Below are 20446 nucleotides of genomic sequence, written 5' to 3' on the forward strand. Positions count from 1 at the left end.
TACAGCGGATTGACGCCAAACCGTTGACAACCTATTCACACACCAAGAACTCTGCATGACGTTATGCAGCCGGGCAAGGGACATCTCATGATCCAGTTCGATGCGGTCCACAAGCGCTTCCCCAACGGCACCACAGCAGTCCACGACCTCAGCCTGGAGATGCCGGAAGGCGGTATCACCGTCCTGGTCGGATCCTCCGGTTGCGGCAAGACCACCACCCTGCGGATGATCAACCGGATGGTCGAGCCGACCTCCGGCACCATCCGCGTCGGCGGCAGGGACGTCACCCGGCAGGACGCGGCCGAGCTGCGCCGCTCCACCGGCTACGTCATCCAGCAGGCCGGCCTCTTCCCGCACCGCACGGTGCTCGACAACATCGCCACCGTCCCGCTCCTGCTCGGCTGGAACCGCAGGAAGGCCCGGGCCCGCGCCGCCGAACTCCTGGAGACCGTCGGCCTGGCACCCGAGGCCGGCAAGCGCTACCCGCACCAGCTCTCCGGCGGCCAGCAGCAGCGCGTCGGCGTCGCCCGCGCCCTCGCCGCCGACCCGCCGGTACTGCTCATGGACGAGCCGTTCGGCGCGGTGGACCCCGTCGTCCGCACCCAGCTGCAGGACGAACTGCTCAGGCTGCAGGCCGAGTTGAGCAAGACCATCGTGTTCGTCACGCACGACATCGACGAGGCCGTACGGCTGGGCGACCGGATCGCCGTGTTCCGCACCGGCGGCCACCTCGTCCAGTGCGCCCCGCCCGCCGAACTCCTGGCCCGCCCGGCCGACGACTTCGTGGCCGGCTTCCTCGGCGCCGAACGCGGACTGAAGCTGCTGTCCCTGAAGACCCTCGCGGACGTCCCCCGGGGCCCGGCACCGGAAGGCGGCGCCTGGACCCTCGTGCTCGACGCACGGAACAAGCCCCTCCACTGGGCCTCGAAGGGCACCGAACTCCCCGTCCGCCCGCTCAAGGACACCGACTCCCTCCTCTCCGCCCTCAACGAGTCGCTCGCCTCCCCCACCGGCCTGGTCGCCCGGGTCGACGCCGACGGAGTCCTCACCGGCGTCTCCTCCCGCGACGACATCCACGAGCACGCCGGCCGTGCCCACGCCGAAGTGAGGGTGGCCGCATGACGATCGACTGGTCCTGGATGTCGTCCCACACGGACGACCTCACCACCCTCACGCTCTCCCACCTCCAGGCCGCCCTCACGGCCGTCGCCCTCGGCCTGCTGGTCTCGCTGCCGCTGGCCGTGGTCGCCCACCGCATCCCCCGGCTGCGCGGCTTCCTGCTCGGCGCCTCCAACGTCCTGTTCACGATCCCGTCGATCGCGATCTTCGTGCTGCTGCTGCCGGTCAGCGGCCTGACCCGCACCACCACCGTCACCGGCCTGACCGTCTACACCCTGGTCGTCCTGCTGCGGAACACCGTCGAGGGCCTGGACTCGGTCCCCGTGAAGGTGAAGGAGGCGGCGAAGGCGATGGGCACGCGCCCCCTGCGCACCCTCCTCACGGTCGAGTTCCCGCTCGCGCTCCCCGTGATCATGGCCGGGGTCCGCATCGCCACCGTCATGTCGATCTCCCTGGTCTCCGTCGCGACCTACATCGGCGACGGCGGCCTCGGCCAGCTCTTCACCGACGGCTTCCAGCGCGACTTCCCCACCCCGGTGATCGCCGGAGTGGTCCTCACCCTGCTCCTCGCGGTCGTCGCGGACGCGGCCCTGGTCGCCGTCCAGTACGCCCTCACCCCCTGGACCAGGAGGCGAGCCTGAGATGTACGAGCTCTTCAAGAACCTCGGCACCTGGCTGACCAGCGGCTCCCAGTGGACCGGCCCGGACGGCATCGCCCACCGCCTCGCCGAACACCTCCAGTACTCCCTGCTGGCCACGCTCATCGCCGCTGCCATCGGCCTGCCGCTCGGGCTGCTCATCGGCCACACGGGCAAGGGCGCGTTCCTCGCCATCAACCTCGCCTCCTTCGGCCGCGCCCTGCCGACCGTCGGACTGGTCGTCCTGGTCTTCCTGGCGGGCGGCCTGTCGATGCTGCCGGTCTACGTCGCCCTGGTCGCCCTCGCGGTCCCGGCGATCGTCACCAACACCTACGCCGGCATGACGGCCGTCGACCCGGAGGTGAAGGACGCGGCACGCGGCCAGGGCATGCGCGGTCACCAGGTCCTGTTCCAGGTCGAGCTCCCGCTCGCGCTGCCGCTGATCATGACCGGCCTGCGGCTGGCCCTGATCCAGGTCGTGGCCACGGCGACCATCGCCGCGTACGTCTCCTTCGGCGGCCTGGGCCGCTACGTCTTCGACGGCCTCGCCCAGCGCGACCTGGTCCAGGTGCTCGGCGGCGCGGTGCTGGTCGCCGTCGTCGCCGTCGTCCTGGACGTGGCCCTCGCCTCCCTCCAGCGCTTCCTCTTCCGCCACCGCACCGCGTAGGGAACCCTGACATGAACCGACGTACTGTCCTCGGCGGCCTGTTCGCGGTCGCCTCCGTCCCCGCCCTCTCCGCCTGCGCGGGCGGCATCACCTCCCTCAACGGCTCCGGCGCCGCCGCCGGCGGCGCCGGCTCCAGCAAGGGCGGAGTCACCATCGGCACGGCCAACTTCACCGAGAACCAGGTCCTCGGCTACCTCTACGCGGCCGTCCTGCAGGGCGCCGGTGTGAAGACGACCGTCCGCCCCAACCTCGGCACCCGCGAGATCGTCATCCCGGCGCTCAGGGGCGGCGACATCGACCTGCTGCCCGAGTACCAGGGCGCCCTCCTCAACTACCTCGCCCCGAAGGTCACGGCCACCGAGTCCGGCGAGATGCAGAACGCCCTAACCCAGGCCCTCCCGGCCGGCCTGCAGGTGCTGCCGTACGGCATGGCGGAGGACTCCGACGCCTTCGTCGTCACCCGCGAGACGGCGAGGAAGTACGGGCTGACGTCCCTCGCCGACCTGAAGAAGCAGAACGGCAGGCTGGTCATCGGCGCCGCGCCCGAGGTGAAGAAGCGCCAGGTCGGCGCGGTCGGCCTGAAGGACGTGTACGGAGCGGAGTTCAAGGAGTTCAAGTCGCTCGACTCCGACGGGCCGCTGGTCAAGGGCGCCCTGAAGAAGGGCGACGTGGACGTGGCGAACCTCTTCACCACCGACACCGACATCAGGGCCAACGACTGGGTGGTGCTCACCGACCCCGAGCACCTGATCCCCAGCCAGCACATCGTCCCGCTCATCGCCGACCGCAAGGCCGACGACACCGTCCGCAAGGCCCTCGCCCGGCTCGGCAACCTGCTGACCACGGCCCAGCTCACCGAGCTCAACCGGCAGGTGGACAAGGACAAGAAGGACCCCGAGGACGTGGCGAACGCCTACGCCAGGCAGCACGGCCTGGTGAGGTAGCCGGGCGTTCGAAGAGGGGGGCTTTCCCCAGTGCGCGGGGTGTGAGCGCTCCTTAGGGTGGAGTGCATGAGCGCACTGGACTCGCGGAACGGCGACCTGAAGAAGGATCCGGACCTGCGGAAGGAACTCGACGCCACCGTGCGGGCCCGCACGGACCTGGGCGCCGACTACGACTCCGCGCTGGTCGACTCCTTCCTGGAGAAGGTCGAGCAGCGGATCGACGACGCGGTGGACCGCCGGGTGCGGCGGCACCTGGCCGAGCAGCGAATGGAGAGCGCGCGCGGCGCGCGGCGCCCGAAGAGCGCCGACACCTGGGCGGAGCGCTTCGGGCTCGCGGTCATCTCGCTGGTCCTGGCGATCCCGCTGACCGCCGTGGCCGGCGGCGTCGCCGGGACGGCCGGGACGGTGGCCGCCTGGGTGGGCATCGTCGGTGTCAACTTCGCCCAGGCGGTACGGCTCAACCCGGAGCTGCTCACCGGCCGCCGCGACCGGTCCGACCGGCAGGACTGAGCCGGGCTCACGCCTGCCGGGTCGGCAGGACCACGATCTGGCGGAGGTTGACGTGCCGGGGCCGGCTGGTGACGTAGGCGACTGTGTCGGCGACCTCGGCCGCCGACAGGCTGCCGATCGCGTCGAGGACTTCCGCCGGCTGTGGGCCGACCACGAGGTCAGTAAGTGCGCGTACGGCGTGAAGAAGGTACGGCACCCGGTGGCGGGCCTGCTGACCCTGCCGTACGAGACCCTCGCGATGCCGGCCGCCCCTGACCAGACGATCGTGGTGTACACCCCGGAACCGGGGTCGGAGACGGCCGAACGCCTTGCCCTGCCGGGGAGTCGGGAGTCCAGCACAGCCCGCTGAGCTCCCTGGAAAAGCATTGCGCGGGGACCGCCGCACCCCCGTTGCCGGGGGGCGGGACGACGGCGGTCCCCGCGAGGGACGCGGGCCGGGTCAGGGCCGGGCTTGCGCGTCCGTGGCGCCCATGGAGGTCCGGGAGCCGCTCCGGAGGTCCTTGGCGCCGTTCGGCGCCGGCCGGGGCGGGGAGCCTCCCCAGTGCTCAACGCCTGGGAGGTACCCCCGTCGCCCTGCCGACACCCACTAATCTGCCGGACCCGTGTTAAGCGGGTGCTGCGCGCACGTGACACGCTCGTACCACTTCCGCGAACCCCGCACCGACTCAAGCGGCCCCCGTAAACCCCCAGTTCACCGGAGGTTGGCTACTGCTTTCCGCCCTTGGCGAGGAAGGCCAGCAGGTCCTGCCGGCTGACCACGCCGGTGGGCTTGCCCTCGACCAGGACGATCGCCGCGTCGGCCGAGCCGAGCACGCTCATCAGGTCTCCGACCGGCTCGCCGGAGCCGACCTGGGGCAGCGGGGCGGACATGTGCTTCTCCAGCGGGTCCTCGAGGGAGGCGCGCTTGGAGAACAGGGCGTCCAGCAGCTCCCGTTCCACCACGGACCCGACGACCTCGGCGGCCATCACGTCCGGGTGACCGGCGCCCGGCTTGACGACCGGCATCTGCGAGACGCCGTACTCGCGCAGCACCTCGATGGCCTGGCCGACGGTCTCCTCCGGGTGCATGTGCACCAGGGAGGGGATGGTGCCGCCCGCCTTGTCGTTCAGGACGTCGCCGACGCGGGCGCTCGGGCCCTCGTCCTCCAGGAAGCCGTAGTCGGCCATCCACTCGTCGTTGAAGATCTTGCTGAGGTAGCCGCGGCCGCTGTCCGGAAGCAGCACGACCACGACATCGTCGGGCCCGAGCCGCTCGGCGACCCGCAGCGCCGCGACGACGGCCATACCGCAGGATCCGCCCACCAGCAGGCCCTCCTCCTTGGCCAGTCGGCGGGTCATCTGGAAGGAGTCCTTGTCGGACACGGCGACGATCTCGTCCGCGACGGTGCGGTCGTAGGCGGTCGGCCAGAAGTCCTCACCCACGCCCTCGACCAGGTACGGCCGCCCGGACCCGCCGGAGTACACCGAACCCTCGGGGTCGGCGCCGACGACCTTGACGCGACCGTCACTTACATCCTTCAGATACCGGCCGGTGCCGGAGATGGTGCCTCCCGTGCCCACGCCCGCCACGAAGTGGGTGATCTTCCCCTCGGTCTGCTCCCACAGCTCGGGACCGGTCGAGTGATAGTGCGAGAGCGGGTTGTTGGGGTTGGAGTACTGGTCGGGCTTCCAGGCACCCGGGGTCTCGCGGACCAGCCGGTCGGAGACGTTGTAGTAGGAGTCCGGGTGTTCCGGAGCGACGGCGGTCGGGCACACGACGACCTCGGCGCCGTAGGCCCGCAGCACGTTGATCTTGTCGGTGGAGACCTTGTCGGGGCACACGAAGATGCACTTGTACCCCTTCTGCTGGGCCACGATGGCCAGCCCCACACCGGTGTTGCCGCTGGTCGGCTCGACGATCGTCCCGCCCGGCTTGAGCTCACCGCTCTGCTCGGCGGCCTCGATCATGCGCAGGGCGATGCGGTCCTTCACGGAGCCGCCCGGGTTGAAGTACTCCACCTTGGCCAGAACGGTGGCCTGGATGCCCTCGGTCACGTTGTTGAGCCGCACCAGCGGGGTGTTGCCGACGAGGCTGATCATCGAGTCGTGGAATTGCACCGTTGTCTCCGGTTGCTGCAAAAGATGTGGTCTTAGTGGTGCCGCCAGCCTAAGGCCAGCCGTGTGGCCGGCGCGGCCGTTCACTCCCCGTTGAGATTGACGCACGGTCTGTACGGGGCAAGGAGTGGGTGAACGGCTACGAGGAGGTGGCGGCGACGCATGACGAGCATGTCGAGGGCGAGGGTGGCCCGGCGCATCGCGGCCGGAGCGGCGTACGGCGGTGGCGGGGTCGGGCTGGTCGGCGCGGCCGCGGTCGGTCTGCTGCTCGCGGAGGTACGGCTGGCCCGGCGCCATGTGGGCAACCACAGCGGCGGCCGCGTTCCCGTCGCGGACGGCATCTACGGCCACACCTACGACGTCCCCGGCGAACCGCCCCTGCGCCTGACCATGCTCGGCGACTCCACGGCGGCCGGGCAGGGCGTGCACCGGTCGGGCCAGACCCCGGGCGCACTGCTGGCGTCAGGGCTGGCGGCGGTGGCGGAGCGCCCGGTGGAGCTGCGGAACGTGGCGCAGCCGGGGGCCCGGTCCGACGACCTGGACCGCCAGGTGGCGCTGGTGCTGTCGGGGGGGTCGCCCGTGCCGGACATCTGCGTGATCATGGTCGGTGCGAACGACGTGACCCACCGGATGCCGCCGACCCGTTCGGTACGGCATCTGTCGGCGGCGGTACGGCGGCTGCGCACGGCCGGTGCGGAGGTGGTGGTCGGCACCTGCCCCGACCTCGGCACCATCGAGCCGGTGCAGCAGCCGCTGCGCTGGCTGGCCCGGCGGGCCTCGCGGCAGCTGGCAGCGGCGCAGACGATCGGGGTGGTGGAGCAGGGGGGCCGGACCGTGTCCCTCGGTGATCTGCTGGGCCCTGAGTTCGAGGCGAACCCACGGGAGCTGTTCGGGCCGGACAACTACCACCCCTCGGCGGAGGGGTACGCGACGGCGGCCATGGCTGTCCTGCCCACGGTCTGCGCGGCGCTGGGCCTGTGGCCGGCGGAGGAGGAACGGCCGGACGTGTCCCGGCGCGAGGGCTTCCTTCCGGTGGCTCGCGCCGCGGCCGAGGCGGCGTCGGAGGCGGGCACGGAGGTCACGGCGGCGATGCCGACGGGCCCGCGGGGACCGTGGGCGTTGCTGAAGCGCCGGCGCAGGCGCCGCGTACCGGAGGCCGAGCCCGCCCGCCCGTCCCTGTGACCCACCAGCTCCCTCCCGGTCGGCCGGGAGGCGAGGGCCGGGCGGTCGCCTTTCTGCCAACCGAACCACCGGAGACAAAAGCAAGCGCTTAGTAAACTGCGGTCAGAGTCACACCCCGACACCGGTGACCTGGACCATACGTAGCGGTAACTTCCCAACCGGCCCTGCCCAAACAAAATCCCGTTCACTGGAGCCGTGATGCCCGAAGCCGTCATCGTCTCGACCGCCCGCTCCCCCATCGGCCGCGCCGTCAAGGGCTCCCTGAAGGACCTGCGCCCCGACGACCTGACCGCCACGATCATCCAGGCCGCGCTCGCCAAGGTCCCCGAGCTGGACCCCAGGGACATCGACGACCTGATGCTCGGCTGCGGCCTCCCCGGCGGCGAGCAGGGCCACAACCTCGGTCGCGTCGTCGCCGTACAGATGGGCATGGACCACCTGCCGGGCTGCACGATCACCCGCTACTGCTCCTCGTCCCTGCAGACCTCCCGCATGGCCCTGCACGCCATCAAGGCCGGCGAGGGCGACGTCTTCATCTCGGCCGGTGTCGAGACGGTCTCCCGCTACGCCCACGGCAGCTCCGACATGCCCGGCACCCACAACCCGCTGTTCGCCGAGGCCGAGGCCCGCACCGTGGCCACCGCCGAGTCGACCGGCTCCACCTGGCACGACCCGCGCGAGGACGGCCTGCTGCCCGACCCCTACATCACGATGGGCCAGACCGCCGAGAACCTGGCCCGCGCCAAGGGCATCACCCGCGAGGAGATGGACGAGTTCGGCGTCCGCTCGCAGAACCTGGCCGAGCAGGCCATCAAGAACGGCTTCTGGGAGCGCGAGATCACCCCGGTGACCCTCCCCGACGGCACGGTCGTCAGCAAGGACGACGGCCCGCGCCCGGGCGTCACCCTGGAGGGCGTCGCGGGCCTGAAGCCGGTCTTCCGCCCGGACGGACTCGTCACCGCAGGCAACTGCTGCCCGCTCAACGACGGCGCCGCGGCCGTCGTCATCATGAGCGACACCAAGGCCCGCGAACTGGGCCTGACCCCGCTCGCCCGGATCGTGTCCACCGGCGTCTCCGGCCTGTCCCCCGAGATCATGGGTCTCGGCCCGGTCGAGGCGAGCAAGCAGGCACTGCGGCGCGCCGGCCTCACCATCGACGACATCGACCTGGTCGAGATCAACGAGGCCTTCGCCGCCCAGGTGATCCCCTCCTACCGCGAGCTCGGCATCGACATCGACAGGCTGAACGTCAACGGCGGCGCCATCGCCGTCGGCCACCCCTTCGGCATGACCGGCGCCCGGATCACCGGCACGCTCATCAACTCCCTGCAGTGGCACGACAAGCAGTTCGGCCTGGAGACGATGTGCGTCGGCGGCGGCCAGGGCATGGCGATGGTCATCGAGCGCCTCAGCTGAGCTGATGGACCGTCCGTAGCGGGACGGGCACGTCACGTCAGGAAACGGCCCGGAACCAGGGAAACCCCAAGGTTCTGGGCCTTTTCGTGATCCAATTTCCCCCAGGATGTGACCTATCTCGCTCCCCGGACACATCGGTGCAGGTCAGCGCAGGTCAACGTGGAGCGCGACGGCACCACGAACCCAAAGTCCTGTCCGTTTCGTGACGTTACGCACTGACAGCTGGATAGTCCGCCCTTCAAGCTGATGTAGGAAGTCGGGGGTCGACTTTGAACCGGGAGTACGTCAGTGAGCGCCATGCCGATCGCCCTGCTGCTCACCACGGCCGCCACCGGCGCCGTGGGCGTCGCCGTCCTGCGCACCGTGCTGAAGCTGCGCCGCCAGCTGGCGGAGCTTCAGACCCAGCTCGCCGAGAACCAGTCGGCCGCCATGCGCGCACTGCTGCCGAACGCCCGCAGCGGCACCGACGCCGACCAGATACGCGCCGCCGTGGCCGAGGCGCTCGCCGAGGAGCGGGAGCGGGAGCTGGCGGAGGCGCGCGCCTTCTGGGCCGCGCAGGAGGCCCGTGACGCCTCTGACGCCCCGACCCTGCTCGGCCTGCCCGACACCGAGGTGTTCCTGCCCCGGCAGACCGACTTCGCCGGCCTGGAGCCGGTGTCCGAGCCGAGCGCCGACGCCGACGAGTTCGCCGGGGAGTCCCCGGAACTGGCCGCGGCCCGCCGCCGTCACCCCTCGCACCCCGACTTCGTCCCGGTGCAGTCGCCGGCGGTGAACGACCACGAGCGCACCGTCACCACGCTGGAGCAGCTGGCCGCCGAACGCGTCGAGCTCTCCGACGTCCGCCCGGGCCCGCTCGGCACCCTCGACGTCTACGTCTTCGCCGACGGCACCACCCTGTGCATGACCCCGGGCCACCGCGAGACCGCCGAACGCCTGGCGGCAGCGGTGGAGGCGGGCGAGGCCCCGTACCTGCTGGGGGGCTCCGGCATCTCCGGCGCCTACACCCTCACCTTCGCCTACGGCGAGGACGACGGGAACATGGTCTACATCCTGGCGGACCGGGTCATCGCGTCACTCTGAGGGCCTGGACGGGGCGGGGGACAGCGCCCGTCGGGCGCCTCAGACCCCCGCCCTCTGATGTGCCTCCTCAACCACCCGCACCGCTTCGGCGACTTCGTCGTCACTGCTCAGCACAACCGCCAAGTCGTGCGCGGCCACGAGAATCTGATCAGCCACGGCGAACATCCCGGCGTCCGGCACCTGCCGGGGCTCACTCCCGGGCTCCTCCACGGCCTGGGCCCGCCGGGCCAACTCCCTGGCCAGCTCGAGAGCCTCGGCCGCGGCACCCCGTTGGAGCCGGCTCTGCGGCGCCGCGCGCAACCGGTCGGCGAAGTGATCCACTGCTCGGGTCAAGGGCGTCGTATCAACCACGCGCCGAGCGTAACGTGCCGCACTGTTGCCAATACGCGAACGCTCAGGCACCGTGACGTGAAGGACCGGCTTACATCCCCTTTGCGTTCGGAGGCGCCGATGTCCCAGCTCTTCTCGGAGGAGACCCACCGCAATCTGCTCGCCCGCATTCCCCATTGCACCGGCCGCGAGGTTTCCGACTGGCTGCGCACCGTTGAAGAAGGCCCCGCCCTGTTCCGCTTCGAGGAGAAGGTCAGCTGGCTCCGGCACGAGTACGACCTCGCGTACGGCCACGCGAAGGCGATCGTCCACGAGTACGACCTGAGGAGGGCAGCGCGCAAGCTGCTCTAGCCGCCGCACACGGCGAAGGGCCCCGGGTCGGAACCCGGGGCCCTCCTCATGACCGGCGCAGGCGCTAGTCGTTGTTGGTGAAGATCGCCACCAGCCGCAGCATCTCCAGGTAGATCCACACCAGGGTCACGGTGAGGCCGAACGCGGCGAGCCAGGACTCGTTGCGCGGGGCGCCGTAGGCGATGCCGTCCTCGATCTGCTTGAAGTCGAGGGTCAGGAAGAACGCGCCGAGCACGATGGCGACGATGCCGACGAGCGCGCCGAGCGGGCCGAAGCTGCGCAGACCGCCGTCCTCGGCGACGCCGAACGCGACCAGCAGCAGGTTGACCGCCATGACCACCAGGAACGCCATGGCGATGGCCATGCCGATGCGGGCGTAGCGGGCGGTGACGCGGATCCAGCCGGCCTTGTAGACGAGCAGGGTCGCGGCCGAGACCGCCATGGTGCCGAGCACCGCCTGGAAGGGGGCGCCGCTCCAGCGGCTGTTGTACATCTCGCTGATGACACCCAGGAAGACGCCCTCGAAGGCGGCGTACCCGAGGATCAGCGCGGGCGACGGCGTGCGCTTGAAGTTCTGGACCATCGCCAGGACGAACGCGACGATCGCCGAGCCGATGGCCAGGCCGTAGCTGGTCGCCGTGACCGGCAGCAGCGCCCAGGCGAGGACGGCGCCGACGGCGACGGTGCCGAGCGTGATGGCCGAGCGGACGACGACGTCGTCCATGGTCATCCGGTCGGTGGTGGCGGGGGCCTGCGGCGGGGCGCCGTACTGGAGGTCCGCCTGCGCGTACGGGTTCTGGGCGTAGGGGTTCTGCGCGTACGGGTTGCCCTGTGCGTACCCGGCCTGCGGTGCGGTGTTGAAGCCGGCGTAGCCGTTGTCGCGGCTGAACCCCCGTCGCGAGAAGACCGGGTTACTGCTCCTCATTTCACTCCTCCATGGCTGCCGTGCGCAGCCTTGGCTCAAGAGTAATGGATTGGCAAAGGACCGACCATGATACCTGAGGAGGATCTTTCCCCTGCCGTGCTGACCAACACGCTACGCGTACCGGTGATTCCCGGCCATGGGTGATCGCGTTCCATGACGAACCTGCTACCTCGCCGAGACGCGCCGCTAACCCAGCGGGAACCCGGTGTACGCCTCGGCCAGGTCGGTCTCGGCCGCGCGGGAGGAGGCGATCCGCTCCAGCCGGGCCAGTTGGAGGCGGGCGTCGAAGGGCGTGGCGTCCGGGGCCGGATGGAGCATCGTCGTCATGTCACAGGAGAACCGCTCGGCCTGCCAGACGCGGCGCAGGCAGGTCGCGGAGTAGGCGTCGAGGAGGTCCGCCGAGCCGGTTTCCCTCTCGTGGGTGAGGGCGCGGGCGAGGGTGACGACGTCCCCGACGGCGAGGTTCAGTCCCTTGGCCCCGGTCGGCGGCACGATGTGGGCTGCGTCACCGGCGAGGAAGAGCCTGCCGTGGCGCATCGGCTCGTGCACGAAGGAGCGCATCGGCGTGACCGACTTGTGGGTGATGGGGCCGCGTTCCAACCGCCAGCCGTCCGCGGTCTCGCAACGGCGCTCCAGCTCCGACCAGATCTCGCCGTCCGTCCACTCGTCGGCGTCCGTGCCGGCGGGCACCTGGAGGTAGAGGCGGGAGACGAAGGATTCGATGGGGAGCGAAGCGACTTCCCTGGAAGGGTGGTGGCGGGTGACGGGCGGGCGCATGGACAGGAGGGCGAAGCCGCGGTCGTGGCGGGCGTAGACGAGTTCGTCGTGGGAGGGCGCGACGTCGGCGAGGATGCCCAGCCAGGCGTAGGGATACGTCCGTTCGAAGACGCGGGACAGGGCGGCCGGGAAGGCCCTGCGGGCCACGCCCCAGAAGCCGTCGCAGCCGACGGCGTAGTCGCACTCCAGCACGTCCTCGCGCCCCTGGCACCGGAACCGGATGCGCGGCCGGTCGCCTTCGGCGCCCTCCACCGCCAGCACCTCGGCCTCGAACAGCAGCGGCCCGCCGTCCTTCAGCTGAAGGGCGATCAGGTCCTTGCAGACCTCCGTCTGGGCGTACACCATCACCGACCGGCCGCCGGTCAGGCCGGGGAGGTCGACGCGGTGGCGGCGCCGGTCGAAGCGCAGCTCGATGCCGTCGTGCCGCAGGCCCTCCCGGTCCATCCGCTCCCCGGCGCCGGCCGCGCGCAGCACGTCCACCGTGCCCTGCTCCAGGATTCCGGCGCGCTGCCGATGTTCGACGTAAGGGCGGTCGCGGCTCTCCAGGACGACCGAGTCGATGCCGGCACGGTGCAGCAGCCGCGCGAGCAGCAGTCCGGCCGGTCCGGCTCCGATGATCCCGACGGAGGTGCGCATCGGTTCTGTCCCTTCCCGTGGCGCCCTTGCCCCAGGCGGCGATGAGTGCCAGATGTTCGCCTGGTGAAGTTTTCTTCACTGATGGTGGGCGTGAGTCTGCGCCGGGAGGCAAGCGATGTCAATGGGGATGCACGGTCGCGACGCCCGCCCCTGCGGCAGGGGTGCGGTTGGTGCCCGGAGCCGGACTTGAACCGGCACGCCCGCGAAGGGGCAGCGAGGTTTAAGCTCGCCGTGTCTGCATTCCACCATCCGGGCAGGCCATGGGCTCCGCTTCGAGGTTCGAGCCTATCGGGACGCATCCCCCGAACAGCGGACGGGCGGACCGATGTTGTCTTATTTTATTGACGTCTGAGGGTGCATCAGCCCGCGGAACGGGCCATCCGCACTTGCCAACAGCGTGGCGTGACGGGGGTACGGCCGTACGTGGAATGACGGAATTTCACCGTCCGAACGAGGGTGTTCCACCCGTTCTCGACAACGGTTGGACAGCGGTTCGACGGTGATCCCGCGGCGGCCGCTCTCGGGGTCCGCCGTCCTCCCCAGGTATGACGCGGCGCGCTCCCGTCCGACCCCAGTCGGCCTCCGGAACCGGAACAGCGGCTGACTACACGCGCGCTCGGCGCCGGGACGATGGAACGGTCCCCATGGAACACACGTCGTCCCGACAGGAGCACCTTCCCGTGACCACCACACCCACCGCCGGCCGGACCACCGCCGTGGCCGCACGCGCCACGGAGCTGTCGAAGATCTACGGGCAGGGTGAGACCCGGGTGGTCGCCCTGGACCGGGTCTCCGTCGACTTCCGGCAGGCCGAGTTCACCGCGATCATGGGCCCGTCCGGCTCCGGCAAGTCCACGCTGATGCACTGCGTGGCCGGACTCGACGCCTTCTCCTCCGGGTCCGTGCGCATCGGTGACACCGAGCTGGGCTCCCTGAAGGACAAGCAGCTCACCAAGCTCCGCAGGGACAAGATCGGCTTCATCTTCCAGGCCTTCAACCTGCTGCCGACGCTGACCGCCCTGGAGAACATCACCCTGCCGATGGACATCGCCGGGCGCAAGCCGGACAAGGCCTGGCTGGACCAGGTGATCGCGATGATCGGCCTGTCCGGGCGGCTCAGCCACCGGCCCGCGCAGCTCTCCGGCGGCCAGCAGCAGCGCGTGGCCGTCGCCCGTGCCCTCGCCTCCAAGCCCGAGATCATCTTCGGTGACGAGCCGACCGGAAACCTCGACTCGCGCTCCGGCGCCGAAGTCCTCGGCTTCCTGCGCAACTCCGTGCGCGAGCTCGGCCAGACCGTCGTCATGGTGACCCACGACCCGGTCGCGGCCGCCTACGCCGACCGCGTGGTCTTCCTCGCGGACGGCCGGATCGTCGACGAGATGTACGGCCCCACGGCCGACTCCGTCCTCGACCTCATGAAGCAGTTCGACGCGAAGGGCCGTACCAGCTGATGTTCCGCACCGCCCTGCGCAACGTCCTCGCGCACAAGGCCCGACTGCTGATGACCGTGCTCGCCGTGATGCTCGGCGTGGCCTTCGTCGCCGGGACGCTCGTCTTCACCAACACCATTTCCGACGCCTACCAGAAGAGCTCCGCCAAGGGCTTCGACCAGGTCGACGTCGCCGTACGGCCCAAGTACCAGGAGTCCAGGGGCGACCAGGTCGGCAAGCTCTCCGACCTGACCCAGGCCACGCTGGACAAGGCCGCGAAGGTCCCGGGCGCCGCCTCGGCGACCGGTGTCGTCAGCGGCTTCACCGCCGTCGCCGACAAGGACGGCAAGCTGGCCGGCGGCGACTGGCAGTCCAACGGCGGAAACTACTGGGGCACCAAGGACGCCCGGTACCCGCTGGTCAGCGGCCACGCCCCGCACGGCGCGGGCGAGGTGCTGCTCGATTCCAAGACCGCCGAGCGCGCCGGCTACCGGGTCGGCGACACCGTGCGCCTGTCCGTGAACGGCCCGGTCCTCACCCCGACCCTCGCCGGCATCTTCACCACCGACGACGGCAACGTCTCCGCCGGCGGCAGCCTCGCCCTGTTCGACACGCCGACCGCGCAGAAGCTGTTCGGCAAGAAGGGCACGTACGACGAGATCGACGTCAAGGCCGCGGCCGGCACCAGCCAGACCGCGCTGAAGGCCGGGCTGGACAAGGCCCTGCCCGCGCACCTGGCGGAGACCACCACCGGCAAGCAGCTCGCCGACGACCAGGCCAAGCAGATCGCCGACTCGATGAGCGGCCTGAAGCAGGCCCTGCTGGTGTTCGCCGGTATCGCGCTGTTCGTCGGCACGTTCATCATCGCCAACACCTTCACCATGCTGGTCGCCCAGCGCACCCGCGAACTGGCCCTGCTGCGCGCGGTCGGCGCCTCCCGCCGCCAGGTGACCCGCTCGGTGCTCATCGAGGCGTTCGCGGTCGGCGCGGTCGCCGGTGTGGCGGGGCTCGCCGCCGGCGTCGGCATCGGCGCGGGCCTGCGCTCGCTGCTGGGCTCCTTCGGCGCGAGCGTGCCCGACGGGCCGCTGGTGATCAGCCCCGGCACCGTGGTGGCCGCCCTCGCGGTCGGCATCCTCATCACCATGCTGGCCGCCTGGCTGCCCGGCCGCCGGGCCGCGAAGATCCCGCCGGTGGCGGCGATGAGCAGCGTGCACGCCAAGGCCACCACCAAGTCGCTGGTGCTGCGCAACACGCTCGGCGCGCTGTTCGCTGCGGCCGGCGTCGCGGTGGTCCTCGCGGCCACCTCGATGGACACCGACTCCGCCCAGGGCCCCATGGGCATCGGCGCGGTCCTGCTCATCATCGGCGTGTTCATCCTGACCCCGCTGCTGTCCCGCCCGCTGATCGCGGCCGCCGACCCGGTGCTGCGCGCCTTCGGTGTCTCGGGCAAGCTGGCCCGCCAGAACTCGGTGCGCAACCCGCGCCGTACGGCGGCCACCGCCTCCGCGCTGATGATCGGCCTGACCCTGATCACCGGCATGACGGTGATGGCGGGCAGCCTGCAGACCGCGATCGACAAGATGGCCTCCTCGGCGATCCGCGCGGACTACGTCGTCTCGATGGCCAACCGCTCGCCGCTCTCCCCGGACGTGGCGACCAGGCTCGCCGCCGCCGACGGCGTCACCGCCAGCAGCCCGCTGCGCAACGCCGAGTCCCGCATCGACGGCAGTACCGAGTTCCTGACCGGCGTCAACGGCTCGGCCATCGGGAAGCTGACCGACCTGAAGGTGGACGAGGGCACGTTCAAGGTGGGCGGCTCGCAGATCGTCGTGGACAAGGACCGGGCCAAGGAGCACGGCTGGGCGCCCGGTTCACGTGTCACGGCACACTTCGAGGACGGCCGGGCACGGCAGCTGACCGTCGCCGGCGTCTACGAGGGCAACGACATGATCAACGGCATCATGCTCGACAACAAGGTCCTCACCCCGCACCTGAAGGACCCGGCCGACATGCAGGTCATGGTCAAGACGGCGGGCGGCGCCTCCGAGGCGACCAAGACCCGGCTGACGAAGGTCCTCGGCACCAACCCGGCCATCAAGATCCAGGACAAGCAGGACATCTCCAACAGCATCGCGCAGATCTTCACGACGATGCTGAACATGCTCTACGGCCTGCTCGGCATGGCGGTGATCGTCGCGGTCCTCGGGGTCATCAACACCCTGGCCATGTCGGTCTTCGAGCGCGCCCAGGAGATCGGCATGCTCCGCGCGATCGGCCTGGACCGCAAGGCGGTCAAGCGGATGGTCCGCCTGGAGTCCCTGGTGATCTCCCTGTTCGGCGGGGTGCTCGGCATCGGCCTGGGCGTGTTCTTCGGCTGGGCCGCCGGTGAGCTGCTGGGCACCAAGATGCCGACGTACGAACTGGTCCTGCCCTGGGGCCGGATGGCGGTCTTCCTGCTCCTGGCGGGCACGGTCGGCGTCCTCGCCGCACTGTGGCCGGCCCGGCGCGCGGCCAGGCTGAACATGCTGGCGGCGATCAAGGCCGAGTAGCGGTGGTACGACGGTGAAGGGGGGCCCGGGAAAGGGCCCCCCTTCTGCCGTACCCGGGGTCAGGTGTTCCAGGTGCGGGTGCGCAGCGGCACCCCGGACGCGCCCGACTCCGGGCTGCGGACCGCCAGGACCTGGTTGACGCCGATCCGGTTGCGTTCGAAGGCGAGCGCCGAGGCGGCCATGTACAGCCGCCAGACGCGGGCCCGGCCGGGGCTGGTGAGGCGGACCGCGCGGCCCCACTCCCCCTCCAGGTTGGCGACCCAACGGCGCAGGGTGCGGGCGTAGTGCTCGCGCAGGGACTCCACGTCCCGCACCTCGAACCCGGCGCGCTCCAGCTGGGTGACGGTGCTGCCGATGGGGGCGAGTTCGCCGTCCGGGAAGACGTAGGCGTCGATGAACTCGTCCACGGAGTACGCCGTTTCGTCGCGCTGCGGGCGGCGGGCGATCTGGTGGTTGAGCAGCCGCCCGCCGGGCCCCAGCAGGTCGTACAACCGGCGTGCGTACTCCAGATAGCGTGCGGCGCCGACGTGCTCCGCCATGCCGATGGAGGAGATGGCGTCGAAGGGGCCGTCCGACACGTCCCGGTAGTCCTGGACCCTGATCTCCACCCGGTCGGTCAGCCCCTCGTCGGCGACGCGCTTGCGGGCGTACGCCGCCTGCTCCTGCGACAGGGTGACCCCGACGACGCTCACGCCGTGCTCACGGGCCGCGTGGACGGCCATCGAGCCCCAGCCGCAGCCGACGTCCAGCAGCCGCTTCCCGGGTGTCAGCCCGAGCTTGGCGCAGACGAGTTCGAGCTTGTCGCGCTGGGCGGTCTCCAGAGTTCCGCCGTCCTCCCAGTAGGCGCAGGAGTACACCATCGACGGGCCGAGGACGATCTCGTAGAAGTCGTTGCCGACGTCGTAGTGATGGCTGATGGCCTGCCTGTCGGTGCGCCGGGTGTGCAGATGCCGGCCCGGCCTGCGGACCTCCTCGCGCGGCGGGGCGGGCGGGACCGGGGGCCCGGCCAGCTTCAGCAGCTCGCGGGCGGCGGCCCGGACGACGGGGTCGCGCAGGGCCTGCAGAACGCCGGGGGCGTCCTCGCCGCGCTCCCACACCAGTCCGGCCAGGGCCTCGAGCGCGGTGTACAGGTCGCCCTCGATGCCCAGGTCGCCGGCGACCCAGGCGCGGACGAGGCCCAGCTCGCCCGGTTTGAACAGCATGCGGCGCAGGGCCCGCCGGTTGCGTACGACGAGCGCCGGCGCACCCGGCGGCCCGGCCTGCGACCCGTCCCAGGCACGGATCCGTAGCGGGAGCGGGGTTCCCAGCAGCTGCTCGGCAAGACTCCTCAGCCGCGACGCGGCGTCGGCCATGGCGCACACCTCCAAGACGAGATCCCGGATGCCGGTAACCACGTAAACACCGTTGGCCGTTCGGCGCAGTCCCGCAAAGGAGTTACAACTGGCCAAAATAGCTGCATATGCCACACAGATGGGGTGCGGAGTGTGCGGGAAGCACCGCCCGCCGGTCAAGTCACGACTTGCAGGGGCATGACGCGCCTTCGGGAACCGGGCCGTAATGGATGACGTACCCGGCTTCCCCTTCTCCTCAACGGATGTGCATTGCCATGGTTCGTCTTTCCAAGTTCCAGCGCCTGACCCTGCTCGCCGCCTCGACGACGGTGATCACCGCAGTTGTGCTGTCGGCCGGCAGCGCGTTCGCCGCCCCGGCGGCTCCGCACACCGCCGCAGGCCACCCCGATGCCGCCCCGCGGTGGAAGCAGATCACCGACAGCCCGAGCGGCATCACCGTCCGGCTCCCGGGAAAACCCGTGGTGCAGAAGTACAGCGCGCTAGGAGTCAACAGCCGTACCTATCTGGCGCCGACCGGATACGGAGTCATGGGCTTCTCGGTCTTCGACGGGCCCGGCAAGGCCCCGGCCAAGCCGTGGGACCTGAAGGCGGGTCTCAAGGGCGCGGTGGACGGCTACAACAGCGGCGATACCGGCGCCAGGCTGCACAGCACCGACGTCCATGACGGCACCAAGGACGGCGACCGCTATCTGGAGGCCAAGCTCGTCGGCGCCGACGGCAGGACGGGACACATCCGCATGGTCGACCACGGCGAGCAGGCGATGATGGTCTTGATCGTCGGCACCGACGACCAGCGGCACGCCGTCGACCGGGACTACCGGCAGGTGCTCGACAGCATCAAGACCCCGGAGCACGGCCCCCGGCAGGCCGAGGGCTCCGCCGTGTCCACCTGACCGGAGTACGTCACCGGCCCCTGCGGACCGGTGACGCACACGCCGAAGGGGCCGCCCGCACCACGGATGGCAGGCGGCCCCTTCGGCGTGTTCAGCCGGCCCGGGTCAGGAGGCCTTGGCCTTCTCCTCGGTCTTGGCGGCGGCGACCGGCGCGGGCTTCGCGGCCTCGTAGAACTCCTCGCGCGGGTTCTCCATGGCGCCCAGGGAGACGACCTCGCGCTTGAGGAACATGCCGAGCGTCCAGTCGGCGAAGATGCGGATCTTGCGGTTCCAGGTCGGCATCGCCATGCCGTGGTAGCCACGGTGCATGTACCAGGCGAGGCGGCCCTTGAGCTTGATCTTCATCTTGCCCATGACGATCATCGCCACGCCCTTGTGCAGGCCGAGACCGGCCACCGCACCCTTGTTGGCGTGCTCGTACTCCTTCTGCGGGAAGCCCCGCATGCCGGAGACCACGTTGTCGCCGAGCACCTTGGCCTGGCGCAGCGCGTGCTGGGCGTTGGGCGGGCACCAGGCGTTCTCGTTGCCCGCCTTGCGGCCGACGAGGTCCGGGACCTGCGCGTTGTCACCGGCGGCCCAGATGTAGTCCGTGCCCTTGACCTGGAGCGTGGGCTCGCAGTCGACGTGGCCGCGCGGGCCGAGGGGCAGACCGTAGCGGGACAGGGCCGGGTTCGGCTTGACGCCGGCGGTCCACACGATCGTGTTGGAGTCGACCTCGAGGCCGTTCTTCAGCACCACGTGGCCGTCGACGCAGGAGTCCATGGAGGTGGAGAGGTAGATCTCCACGCCGCGGCCCTCGAGGTGCTCCTTGCCGTACTGGCCGAGCTTGGGGCCGACCTCGGGGAGGATCTTGTCGGCGGCGTCGACGAGGACGAAGCGCATGTCCTCGCGAGACACGTTCTTGTAGTACTTGGCCGCGTCCCGGGCCATGTCCTCGACCTCGCCGATGGTCTCCGCACCCGCGAAGCCACCGCCGATGAAGACGAAGGTGAGCGCCTTGCGGCGGATCTCCTCGTCGGTCGTGGAGTCGGCCTTGTCCAGCTGCTCCAGCACGTGGTTGCGCAGGCCGATGGACTCCTCGATGCCCTTCATGCCGATGCCCTGCTCGGCGAGGCCGGGGATCGGGAAGGTGCGGGAGACGGCGCCGAGCGCGATGACGAGGTAGTCGAAGGGCAGCTCGTACGCCTCGCCGACCAGCGGGGCGATCGTGGCGACCTTGCGGTCCTGGTCGATGGTGGTGACCCGACCGGTGAGGACCTCCGCCTTCGGCAGCACGCGCCGCAGCGGGACGACGACGTGACGAGGGGAGATGTTGCCGGCGGCGGCTTCGGGGAGGAAGGGCTGGTAGGTCATGTACGACCGGGGGTCGACGACCGTGACGGTCGCCTCGCCGTAGCGCATCTTCTTGAGAATGCGCCGAGCTGCGTACAGGCCTACGTACCCACCGCCTACTACGAGGATCCTGGGACGCTCCGTGGTGCTCATGCCATCGAGTATCCACCCGCGCATGGGGGGTCGCTCGTGCGCCCCTTCACAAGCTCCGACAGGGCCTG

At 70.5% G+C, this 20446-nt stretch carries 18 protein-coding genes, 1 tRNA gene and 2 pseudogenes; 13 read left to right on the forward strand and 8 right to left on the reverse strand.

The features are described from left to right. Window positions 1–87 precede the first annotated feature (87 nt). From ACWGJ5_RS19405 to ACWGJ5_RS19425, 5 genes are all read left to right on the forward strand, one after another. Entirely contained in the window at window positions 88–1122 is a 1035-nt protein-coding gene (locus ACWGJ5_RS19405) for an ABC transporter ATP-binding protein (RefSeq protein WP_453310893.1), read from the forward strand. Next, window positions 1119–1760: an ABC transporter permease gene (locus ACWGJ5_RS19410; protein ID WP_453310894.1), complete on the forward strand. Its 642-nt coding sequence runs from the start codon at window positions 1119–1121 to the stop codon at window positions 1758–1760. The genes ACWGJ5_RS19405 and ACWGJ5_RS19410 overlap by 4 nt, the downstream gene beginning before the upstream one ends. A gap of 1 nt (window position 1761) precedes the next feature. Beyond that, entirely contained in the window at window positions 1762–2424 is a 663-nt protein-coding gene (locus ACWGJ5_RS19415; RefSeq protein ID WP_453310895.1) for an ABC transporter permease, read from the forward strand. Between the two features lie 11 nt (window positions 2425–2435). Continuing rightward, window positions 2436–3368: an ABC transporter substrate-binding protein gene (locus ACWGJ5_RS19420; RefSeq protein WP_453310896.1), complete on the forward strand. Its 933-nt coding sequence runs from the start codon at window positions 2436–2438 to the stop codon at window positions 3366–3368. 66 nt (window positions 3369–3434) lie between these two features. Beyond that, window positions 3435–3878, forward strand: a complete 444-nt coding sequence (locus ACWGJ5_RS19425; protein WP_453310897.1) for a hypothetical protein — start codon at window positions 3435–3437, stop codon at window positions 3876–3878. 7 nt (window positions 3879–3885) lie between these two features. On the opposite strand, the pseudogene ACWGJ5_RS19430 reads toward ACWGJ5_RS19425, so the two are convergent. Then, window positions 3886–4005: pseudogene (locus tag ACWGJ5_RS19430) on the reverse strand (short-chain dehydrogenase); the annotation flags it as partial. Here ACWGJ5_RS19430 and ACWGJ5_RS19435 point away from each other — a divergent pair. After that, window positions 3997–4227 (forward strand): annotated as a pseudogene (locus tag ACWGJ5_RS19435) (MmyB family transcriptional regulator); the annotation flags it as partial. The pseudogenes ACWGJ5_RS19430 and ACWGJ5_RS19435 sit on opposite strands and share 9 nt — an antisense overlap. 356 nt (window positions 4228–4583) lie before the next feature. Here the strand turns inward: ACWGJ5_RS19435 and ACWGJ5_RS19440 are convergent. Continuing rightward, window positions 4584–5975, reverse strand: coding sequence for a cystathionine beta-synthase (locus ACWGJ5_RS19440; RefSeq protein ID WP_453310898.1), 1392 nt, complete (start codon window positions 5973–5975; stop codon window positions 4584–4586). A gap of 159 nt (window positions 5976–6134) precedes the next feature. Here ACWGJ5_RS19440 and ACWGJ5_RS19445 point away from each other — a divergent pair, with 159 nt between their 5' ends. From ACWGJ5_RS19445 to ACWGJ5_RS19455, 3 genes are all read left to right on the forward strand, one after another. Then, window positions 6135–7154, forward strand: coding sequence for an SGNH/GDSL hydrolase family protein (locus ACWGJ5_RS19445; protein ID WP_228624607.1), 1020 nt, complete (start codon window positions 6135–6137; stop codon window positions 7152–7154). A gap of 198 nt (window positions 7155–7352) precedes the next feature. Then, on the forward strand, window positions 7353–8570 hold the full coding sequence (locus tag ACWGJ5_RS19450) for an acetyl-CoA C-acetyltransferase (RefSeq protein WP_453310899.1): 1218 nt from the start codon (window positions 7353–7355) through the stop codon (window positions 8568–8570). 288 nt (window positions 8571–8858) lie between these two features. Further along, window positions 8859–9650 carry a hypothetical protein gene (locus ACWGJ5_RS19455; protein WP_453310900.1) on the forward strand — a complete coding sequence of 264 codons (792 nt, stop codon included), beginning with the start codon at window positions 8859–8861 and terminating at the stop codon, window positions 9648–9650. Between the two features lie 39 nt (window positions 9651–9689). On the opposite strand, the gene ACWGJ5_RS19460 is transcribed toward ACWGJ5_RS19455, so the two are convergent. Next, on the reverse strand, window positions 9690–10001 hold the full coding sequence (locus tag ACWGJ5_RS19460; protein WP_453310901.1) for a hypothetical protein: 312 nt from the start codon (window positions 9999–10001) through the stop codon (window positions 9690–9692). A gap of 99 nt (window positions 10002–10100) precedes the next feature. Between ACWGJ5_RS19460 and ACWGJ5_RS19465 the strand changes: the two genes are divergently transcribed. Continuing rightward, complete coding sequence (locus ACWGJ5_RS19465; RefSeq protein WP_020940491.1) at window positions 10101–10331, forward strand: DUF4287 domain-containing protein; 231 nt, start codon at window positions 10101–10103, stop codon at window positions 10329–10331. Window positions 10332–10395: 64 nt separating this feature from the next. On the opposite strand, the gene ACWGJ5_RS19470 is transcribed toward ACWGJ5_RS19465, so the two are convergent. The 3 genes from ACWGJ5_RS19470 to ACWGJ5_RS19480 all read right to left on the reverse strand — a co-directional run bounded on the left by ACWGJ5_RS19470 (window position 10396) and on the right by ACWGJ5_RS19480 (window position 12924). Next, window positions 10396–11256, reverse strand: a complete 861-nt coding sequence (locus ACWGJ5_RS19470) for a Bax inhibitor-1/YccA family protein (RefSeq protein ID WP_453310902.1) — start codon at window positions 11254–11256, stop codon at window positions 10396–10398. A 186-nt stretch (window positions 11257–11442) separates the two neighbouring features. Continuing rightward, the gene (locus ACWGJ5_RS19475; RefSeq protein ID WP_453310903.1) at window positions 11443–12669 is read right to left on the reverse strand and encodes a 4-hydroxybenzoate 3-monooxygenase; all 1227 of its coding nucleotides are present in this window, start codon (window positions 12667–12669) and stop codon (window positions 11443–11445) included. 168 nt (window positions 12670–12837) lie between these two features. Continuing rightward, window positions 12838–12924: transfer RNA gene (locus ACWGJ5_RS19480), tRNA-Leu, on the reverse strand. A 425-nt stretch (window positions 12925–13349) separates the two neighbouring features. Between ACWGJ5_RS19480 and ACWGJ5_RS19485 the strand changes: the two genes are divergently transcribed. Both ACWGJ5_RS19485 and ACWGJ5_RS19490 read left to right on the forward strand, forming a co-directional pair. Then, on the forward strand, window positions 13350–14120 hold the full coding sequence (locus tag ACWGJ5_RS19485) for an ABC transporter ATP-binding protein (protein ID WP_453310904.1): 771 nt from the start codon (window positions 13350–13352) through the stop codon (window positions 14118–14120). Further along, window positions 14120–16648: an ABC transporter permease gene (locus ACWGJ5_RS19490; RefSeq protein WP_453310905.1), complete on the forward strand. Its 2529-nt coding sequence runs from the start codon at window positions 14120–14122 to the stop codon at window positions 16646–16648. Before ACWGJ5_RS19485 ends, ACWGJ5_RS19490 begins: the two co-directional genes overlap by 1 nt. A 59-nt stretch (window positions 16649–16707) precedes the next feature. Here ACWGJ5_RS19490 and ACWGJ5_RS19495 read toward each other — a convergent pair whose 3' ends face one another. Beyond that, complete coding sequence (locus ACWGJ5_RS19495; RefSeq protein ID WP_453311052.1) at window positions 16708–18000, reverse strand: class I SAM-dependent methyltransferase; 1293 nt, start codon at window positions 17998–18000, stop codon at window positions 16708–16710. A 254-nt stretch (window positions 18001–18254) separates the two neighbouring features. On the opposite strand from ACWGJ5_RS19495, the gene ACWGJ5_RS19500 reads away from it, so the two are divergent. After that, complete coding sequence (locus ACWGJ5_RS19500; RefSeq protein ID WP_453310906.1) at window positions 18255–18893, forward strand: hypothetical protein; 639 nt, start codon at window positions 18255–18257, stop codon at window positions 18891–18893. Between the two features lie 105 nt (window positions 18894–18998). On the opposite strand, the gene ACWGJ5_RS19505 is transcribed toward ACWGJ5_RS19500, so the two are convergent. Beyond that, on the reverse strand, window positions 18999–20378 hold the full coding sequence (locus ACWGJ5_RS19505) for an NAD(P)/FAD-dependent oxidoreductase (protein ID WP_453310907.1): 1380 nt from the start codon (window positions 20376–20378) through the stop codon (window positions 18999–19001). Between the last annotated feature and the right edge of the window lie 68 nt (window positions 20379–20446).

Source organism: Streptomyces sp. NPDC054783 (genome assembly GCF_053611725.1).